The organism is Pseudomonas sp. CHM02, from assembly GCF_000612585.1.
Taxonomy (GTDB): Bacteria; Pseudomonadota; Gammaproteobacteria; order Pseudomonadales; family Pseudomonadaceae; genus Aquipseudomonas.
Map to the genome: position 1 here is coordinate 1 of NZ_JFCA01000095.1, position 7,549 is coordinate 7,549.

Below are 7,549 nucleotides of genomic sequence, written 5' to 3' on the forward strand. Positions count from 1 at the left end.
AGTGCGCGTTTTTTTTTATCGGCGACTTATTGAACCGTCGACGAACCTTCCTGCTGCATGCGCTGCAGCTCTTGAGCGTACAGGGCATCGAAGTTCACTGGCGCCAGCATCAGCGCCGGGAACGAGCCACGGGTGACCAGGCTGTCCAGGGTCTCACGGGCATATGGGAACAGGATGTTCGGGCAGAACGCGCCCAGGGTGTGGCTCATGGACGCTTCGTCCAGGCCCTGGATCAGGAAGATACCGGCCTGTTGCACTTCAGCGATGAAGGCCACCTCTTCGCCGTTCTTGACGGTAACGGACAGGGTCAGCACGACTTCGTGGAAATCGCCTTCCAGTGCCTTCTGGCGGGTGTTCAGGTCCAGCGCAACGCTTGGGGTCCATTCCTGGCGGAAGATGGCCGGGCTTTTCGGCGCTTCGAACGACAGGTCACGCACGTAGATCCGCTGCAGCGAGAATTGTGGGCCTTGGGCTTCTGCTGCTTCGGTGTTCTGTTGGTCAGTCATCGCAGATCCTTCTTGATCTTGGGTCTTTTAGGGTTTAGGAGTCAGACGAGCAGCAGCGCATCGAGTTTACCGGCGCGCTCCAGGGCGAACAGGTCGTCGCAGCCACCGATGTGCTTGGCGCCGATCCAGATCTGCGGCACGGACGTGCGCCCCGCCTTCTGGGCCATTTCGGCGCGCACCTGGGGTTTACCGTCGACCTTGATTTCTTCGAAGGCAACGCCCTTTTTCTCCAGCAGAGCCTTGGCTCGCATGCAGTAAGGGCACCAATCGCTGGAGTACACGACAACCTGGCTCATATCACTTCACCAGCGGCAGGTTATCGGCGCGCCAGCTGCTGATGCCACCGGACAGCTTGGCGGCGGTGAAACCGGTCTTGAGCATTTCGCGGGCGTGGGTGCCGGCGTGCTGGCCCTGGGCGTCGACCAGGATGATGGTCTTGGCCTTGTGCTTTTCCAGCTCGGCCAGGCGCGCGATCAACTTGTCCTGCGGAATGTTCAGGGCACCGACGATGTGGCCGGTAGCGAAATCCTTGGCTGGGCGGATGTCAACGACAACGGCCTCGTCCTTGTTGACCAGCGCGGTCAGCTCCGCCGTGCTCAGGCTGCGGCCACCGCGGCTCAATTCGTGAGCGATCAGCAGCGCCAGCAGGATGACGAAGGCACCCACAAGCAGATAGTGGGCAGTGGCAAATGCAATCAGGTGATCAACCATCAAGGAGGTTCCAGGGCGTTAAAATGGCGGTAAGTATACACAGCCGCCAGGGGGGGCCAACCCCCGTAAAGCGGTGACGTGGTCGGAACTTCGCTTTAAACTGCCACTCCCTTTTCAATTGTCTTCCTTTATTACCGCCGCGAGAGGATCTATGACTACTACGCCTAAACCTTTGGTCCTGATAATTCTCGATGGCTTCGGACACAGTGAAAGCCACCACGACAACGCGGTATACGCGGCCAAGAAGCCGGTACTCGACCGCCTGACCGCCACCGTCCCCAACGGCCTGATCTCCGGTTCCGGCATGGACGTAGGCCTGCCGGACGGCCAGATGGGCAACTCGGAAGTCGGCCACATGAACCTCGGCGCCGGACGAGTGGTATACCAAGACTTCACCCGTGTGACCAAAGCGATCCGCGACGGCGAGTTCTTCGAGAACCCGACCATCTGCGCCGCGGTAGATAAAGCAGTGGCTGCCGGCAAGGCCGTGCACTTCATGGGCCTGCTGTCCGATGGCGGCGTCCACAGCCACCAGGACCATCTGGTCGCCATGGCCGAACTGGCCTTCAAGCGCGGCGCCGACAAGATCTACCTGCACGCTTTCCTCGACGGCCGTGACACGCCGCCAAAAAGCGCACAGTCGTCCATCGAACTGCTCGACGCCACCTTCGCCGCCCTCGGCAAAGGCCGCATCGCCAGCCTGGTGGGCCGTTACTTCGCCATGGACCGTGACAACCGCTGGGACCGCGTCTCCCAGGCCTACAACCTGATCGTCGACGGCCAGGCCGAATTCAACGCCGCCACCGCCCAGGAAGGCCTGGAAGCCGCCTACGCCCGTGGCGAGAGCGACGAATTCGTCAAAGCCACTACCATTGGTGAGCCGGTGAAAGTCGAAGACGGCGATGCCGTAGTGTTCATGAACTTCCGCGCCGACCGCGCCCGCGAGCTGAGCCGCGTGTTTGTCGAAGACGGTTTCAAGGAGTTCGAACGCGCCCGCCAGCCGAAAGTGCAGTACGTGGGCCTGACCCAGTACGCCGCCAGCATCCCGGCCCCCGCCGCCTTTGCAGCGGGCACCTTGGATAACGTGCTGGGCGACTACCTGGCAAAAAACGGCAAGACCCAGCTGCGCATTGCCGAAACCGAAAAATACGCCCACGTGACCTTCTTCTTCTCCGGCGGCCGTGAAGAGCCGTTCCCGGGTGAAGAGCGCATCCTGATCCCATCGCCGAAAGTCGCCACCTACGACCTGCAGCCGGAAATGAGCGCACCGGAAGTCACCGACAAGATCGTCGACGCCATCGACCACCAGCGTTACGACGTGATCGTGGTCAACTATGCCAACGGCGACATGGTCGGCCACAGCGGCAACCTGGAGGCCGCGACCAAGGCTGTGGAATGCCTGGACCTGTGCGTCGGCCGCATCGTCGACGCCCTGGAGAAAGTCGGCGGCGAAGCGTTGATCACCGCCGACCACGGCAACTGCGAGCAGATGTCCGACGAATCCACCGGCCAGGCCCACACTGCGCACACCACCGAGCCGGTGCCATTCATCTACGTCGGCAAGCGCGACTTCAAGGTGCGTGAGGGTGGCGTGCTGGCGGATGTGGCGCCGACCATGTTGATGCTGATGGGGTTGGAGAAGCCGGTGGAGATGACAGGGACTTCGATATTGGTTTAAACCTCTAAACCAACCGATTAAATCGCCCTAAACGGCTTTTTATGACGAACGCCTCAAAGCAGTTGGCTTTGAGGCGTTTTTTTTGCCGCGCTTGGCGGGCATACTAGGCCGTCCATTTCCCTGGTGTCGCCCGCCTCTATGCTTCGCGCCTTGATTACCCTTGCTCTTGTCTGCCTGCTCCAACCGGCGTTTGCCGATGAGCGCGCACAAACCCAACAACAGTTGGACGCCACGCGTCAGGACATTGCCGAGCTGAAAAAGCTGCTCGGTAAGCTCCAGGAAGAAAAATCCGGGGTACAGAAAGACCTGCGCGGCACGGAAACCGAAATGGGCAAGCTGGAGAAGCAGGTCCAGGAGCTGCAAAAAGAATTAAAGAAGAGCGAGTCGGAACTGGAGCGACTCGACGCTGAGAAAAAAAAACTCCAGAGCGCACGCGTTGAACAGCAACGCCTGATCGCGATCCAGGCCCGCGCCGCCTACCAGAACGGCCGCCAGGAATACCTCAAGCTGCTGCTCAACCAGCAGAACCCGGAAAAATTCGCGCGCACCCTGACCTACTACGATTACTTGAGCAAGGCCCGAATGGAGCAGTTGAAAAGCTTCAACGAGACCCTGCGCCAGTTGGTCAACGTCGAACAGGAAATCGCCAACCAGCAGTCTCAGTTGCAGGATCAGAAAAGCGCCCTGGATACCCAGCGCGACGAGTTGGACAAGGTCCGCAAGGAACGCCAACTGGCCCTGGCCAAGCTCAATGACGATGTAAAGGCCCGCGACGCCAAGCTCCAGGCCCGCGAGCAGGACCAGGCCGATCTGGCCAAAGTGCTCAAGACCATCGAAGAAACCCTGGCGCGCCAGGCACGCGAGGCCGAAGAGGCGCGGCAGAAAGCGCTGATCGCCCAGCAGGAAGCCGAAAAAAAGCGCCAGCGTGAGGCCGAGCTGGCTGCCACCTCGGACGCCCCGGCACCGCGTAAACCGGCGCATGCAGCCCCTGGCCCGCTGGTTTCCAGCGCTGGCGAATCGTTCGGCGGCCCTTTTGCTTCAGCGCGGGGCAAACTTCCATGGCCGGTTGATGGTCGATTACTGGCACGCTTCGGCGAAACCCGTGGCGATGACACCCGCGCCAAGTGGGATGGGGTGATGATCAGTGCCTCCGCTGGCAGCCAGGTGCACGCCGTCCACGGTGGGCGCGTAGTGTTTGCCGATTGGCTGCGGGGCGCCGGGTTGTTGGTGATTCTGGACCACGGTAATGGCTATTTGAGCCTTTACGGCCACAATCAGACTTTACTCAAGTCGGCAGGTGATGTTGTAAAAGCCGGTGAATCCATCTCCACTGTCGGTAACAGTGGTGGCCAGGACACCCCGGCGCTGTACTTCGCTATTCGTCAGCAGGGTCGCCCGAGCGATCCTGCACAATGGTGCCGTTCCCAAGGATAGGGCCGCATCTACATTAGGAGTTCGTTCGACATGCTGCATTTGTCCCGCCTCACTTCGCTGGCCCTGACGATCGCCCTGGTGATCGGCGCGCCTCTGGCACTCGCCGACCAGGCCGCTCCGGCTGCACCCGCCGCCACGGCCGCGACCACCAAGGCGCCGTTGCCGCTGGACGAGTTGCGCACCTTCGCCGAGGTCATGGACCGGATCAAAGCCGCGTATGTCGAACCCGTAGACGACAAGACCCTGCTGGAAAATGCCATCAAGGGCATGCTCAGCAACCTCGACCCGCACTCCGCCTACCTGGGCCCGGAAGATTTCGCCGAGCTGCAGGAAAGCACCAGCGGTGAATTCGGTGGCCTGGGCATTGAAGTCGGCGCCGAAGACGGCAACATCAAGGTGGTCTCGCCGATCGATGACACCCCGGCGTCCAAGGCCGGCATCCAGGCCGGTGATTTCATCGTCAAGATCAACGGGCAGCCGACCCGTGGCCAGACCATGACCGAAGCCGTCGACAAGATGCGCGGCAAGATCGGCCAGAAAATCACCCTGACCCTGGTGCGCGACGGCGGCAACCCGTTCGACGTGACGCTGACCCGCGCGACCATTGTGGTCAAGAGCGTGAAGAGCCAGTTGCTGGAGTCCGGCTACGGCTACATCCGCATCACCCAGTTCCAGGTCAAGACCGGCGACGAAGTGGCCAAGGCGCTGGCCAAGCTGCGCAAGGACAACGGCAAGAAGCTCAGCGGCATCGTGCTCGACCTGCGCAATAACCCAGGCGGCGTGCTGCAGTCGGCGGTGGAAGTGGTCGATCACTTCATCACCAAGGGCCTGATCGTGTACACCAAGGGCCGTATCGCCAACTCCGAGCTGCGCTTCTCGGCCACCGGCAACGACCTGAGTGAAAACGTGCCATTGGCCGTGCTGATCAACGGCGGCAGCGCCTCGGCGTCGGAGATCGTCGCCGGCGCCCTGCAAGACCAGAAGCGCGGCGTGCTGATGGGCACCACCAGCTTCGGCAAAGGCTCGGTGCAAACCGTGCTGCCGCTGAACAACGAGCGCGCCCTGAAAATCACCACCGCGCTGTACTACACGCCGAACGGGCGCTCGATCCAGGCCCAGGGCATCGTGCCGGACATCGAGGTGCGCAAGGCCAAGATCACCAACGAGATCGACAGCGAGTACTACAAAGAGGCGGACCTGCAAGGGCACCTGGGCAATGGCAACGGCGGCGCCGACCAGCCAACCGGCAGCGGCAAGAAAGCCAAGCCGATGCCGCAGGACGATGACTACCAGTTGGCCCAGGCGCTGAGCCTGCTCAAGGGCCTGAGCATCACCCGTAGCCGTTGATATGCGTTTTGCCCTGATCATCGCTGTGTTGTGCAGCCTGGCAGGCGTCGCCCACGCGACGCCTGCCGGCGAGCCGCACAAAGCCTACCTGACCCTCATCATCGACGACCTTGGGCAAAACCTGCCCCGGGATCGGCGCGTGCTGGCCCTGCCCGGGCCGGTGACGACAGCGATCATGCCCGACACGCCCCACGCCGCCGAATTCGCCCGCGAGGCGCACAAGGCCGGCAAGATCGTGATCCTGCACATGCCCATGGACCCGGCCACCGGCCCCTTCGCCTGGCACCCCGAGCTGTCCATCGAAGAGCTCGGCAAGCGTCTCGACGCGGCGTTCCAGGCCGTGCCCTACACCGCCGGCATCAACAACCACATGGGCAGCCGCATGACTGCCCAACCGGCCGCCATGGCCTGGCTGATGGCCGAGCTGCAACGGCGCAACAAGTTCTTTGTCGACAGCCGTACCAGCGCGCAGACCGTTGCGGCGGCAGAAGCGCAGAAGATCGGCCTGGCGCACGTTTCGCGGGACGTATTCCTTGATGACGAGCGCACCGAAGCAGCGATCACCACGCAATTGCAGACGGCAATCAAGCTGGCGCACAAGCAGGGCTCCGTGGTGATGATCGGCCACCCTTATCCACAAACCCTGGCGGTGCTGGAGCGCGAATTGCCCAGGCTCAAGGCCCAGGGCGTCGACTGGATCGATATCAAGTTGATGATCAGCGTGCGCAGTAACCAGGCTATGGCCGGGCATGGCAAGAATGGCATTTACCGCTGACGGTCCACTGTAGGAGTTGGCTTGCCAGCGATAGCGGTGTATCAGCCAGTAGGTGCGTGACTGAAAGACCGATATCGCTGGCAAGCCAGCTCCTACAGTGAGAGGTTGGTCGGTTACAGATATTTCGCCATGATTTCGTCGACGACGCCGTCTTTACGCAGTTGGTCCAGCGCAGCCTGCAGCTTGGCGACCAGTTCGTCCGGCACCTCCTTGTTCAACGCGAGGTAAAGCTGGGCACTGTTGAAACGCAACACTGTCTTGAGCCCGGTCACGCCAACCTGGCGCGCCAGGTAACGGCCCGCCGGGTCGCCAGTGGCCCACAGGTCGATCTGGCCATCCATGAGCTTTTGCGCGTTGTCCTGGTCACGCAACACCACGACCGGCTTGAGGCCCTGTTTCTCCAGGGTCTCGGCGATGGCATCGCCCTTGTAGGCGCCGATCTTGTAGCGGCGGGCGTGCTCAAGGTCATCCAGCTGAATCTTGCTGTCGGCCTTGGCCAGCAATACCCAATCATCCGGACCGATGGGACCGACCCATTTGAACAGCGCTTCGCGGTCTGGCAGGCGAGCCATGACAAATACGCCGTAGCCGGGTTTCTCCAAGGCGAGTTTGTAGATTCGCTCCCAAGGAAAACGCAGGGTGAGATTGTAGGAAATGCCGGCGCGCTTGAAGGTCTCACGCACGATGTCCACGGCGATGCCTTCGATGTTCTCGTCCTTGGCGAAGTTCTTGCCGTTTTTCGCCATGTTGTAGGGCGGAAAGTTTTCCGTCAGCAACACCAGGGAGGCATCAGACGGTTCATCGGCGTGAGCCGAGCCAGCCAAAAGGAGGGACGAACTGGCGAGGGCGAGCAGCAGGTGTTTGAACATGAAGGCTACCGGAATCCATGGCAAGCGCAGAGAGTGCCTCTGGCCTGCCATGGTGTCCAGCAGCGTTTAGCGAACGACGATACCGCGCGCCGCCATGTAGGCCTTGGCCTCAGGCACGGTGTATTCGCCAAAGTGGAAAATACTCGCCGCCAGCACTGCACTGGCGTGACCTTCGATCACACCGTCGGCCAGGTGTTGCAGGTTGCCGACGCCACCGGAGGCGATCACC

At 61.6% G+C, this 7,549-nt stretch carries 9 protein-coding genes; 4 read left to right on the forward strand and 5 right to left on the reverse strand.

What is annotated here, in order from left to right; translation table 11 throughout:
- Positions 1 to 26: 26 nt before the first annotated feature.
- From secB to BM70_RS0130680, 3 genes are read right to left on the reverse strand one after another with little or no spacing between them, the layout of a single operon-like run.
- Positions 27 to 506: a protein-export chaperone SecB gene (gene secB, locus BM70_RS0130670; RefSeq protein ID WP_012721755.1), complete on the reverse strand. Its 480-nt coding sequence runs from the start codon at positions 504 to 506 to the stop codon at positions 27 to 29.
- 41 nt (positions 507 to 547) lie between these two features.
- A complete protein-coding gene (grxC, locus tag BM70_RS0130675; protein ID WP_010213876.1) occupies positions 548 to 802 on the reverse strand; it encodes a glutaredoxin 3 in 255 nt (84 codons plus the stop codon).
- 1 nt (position 803) lies between these two features.
- The gene (locus BM70_RS0130680; protein ID WP_010213877.1) at positions 804 to 1,217 is read right to left on the reverse strand and encodes a rhodanese-like domain-containing protein; all 414 of its coding nucleotides are present in this window, start codon (positions 1,215 to 1,217) and stop codon (positions 804 to 806) included.
- A 151-nt stretch (positions 1,218 to 1,368) separates the two neighbouring features.
- Between BM70_RS0130680 and gpmI the strand changes: the two genes are divergently transcribed.
- The 4 genes from gpmI (at position 1,369) to BM70_RS0130700 (ending at position 6,451) form a co-directional block, all read left to right on the forward strand.
- Complete coding sequence (gpmI, locus tag BM70_RS0130685) at positions 1,369 to 2,895, forward strand: 2,3-bisphosphoglycerate-independent phosphoglycerate mutase (RefSeq protein ID WP_025859555.1); 1,527 nt, start codon at positions 1,369 to 1,371, stop codon at positions 2,893 to 2,895.
- A 138-nt stretch (positions 2,896 to 3,033) separates the two neighbouring features.
- On the forward strand, positions 3,034 to 4,329 hold the full coding sequence (locus BM70_RS0130690; protein ID WP_025859556.1) for a murein hydrolase activator EnvC: 1,296 nt from the start codon (positions 3,034 to 3,036) through the stop codon (positions 4,327 to 4,329).
- A 30-nt stretch (positions 4,330 to 4,359) separates the two neighbouring features.
- The gene (locus BM70_RS0130695) at positions 4,360 to 5,676 is read left to right on the forward strand and encodes a S41 family peptidase (protein ID WP_025859557.1); all 1,317 of its coding nucleotides are present in this window, start codon (positions 4,360 to 4,362) and stop codon (positions 5,674 to 5,676) included.
- A 1-nt stretch (position 5,677) separates the two neighbouring features.
- Entirely contained in the window at positions 5,678 to 6,451 is a 774-nt protein-coding gene (locus BM70_RS0130700) for a divergent polysaccharide deacetylase family protein (protein ID WP_025859558.1), read from the forward strand.
- Positions 6,452 to 6,564: 113 nt separating this feature from the next.
- Here BM70_RS0130700 and BM70_RS0130705 read toward each other — a convergent pair whose 3' ends face one another.
- Together BM70_RS0130705 and BM70_RS32930 are read right to left on the reverse strand one after the other, a co-directional pair.
- Entirely contained in the window at positions 6,565 to 7,320 is a 756-nt protein-coding gene (locus tag BM70_RS0130705) for an ABC transporter substrate-binding protein (protein ID WP_025859559.1), read from the reverse strand.
- A 66-nt stretch (positions 7,321 to 7,386) separates the two neighbouring features.
- The coding region (locus BM70_RS32930) for a HisA/HisF-related TIM barrel protein (RefSeq protein ID WP_256220966.1) at positions 7,387 to 7,549 on the reverse strand (163 nt) is incomplete at its 5' end.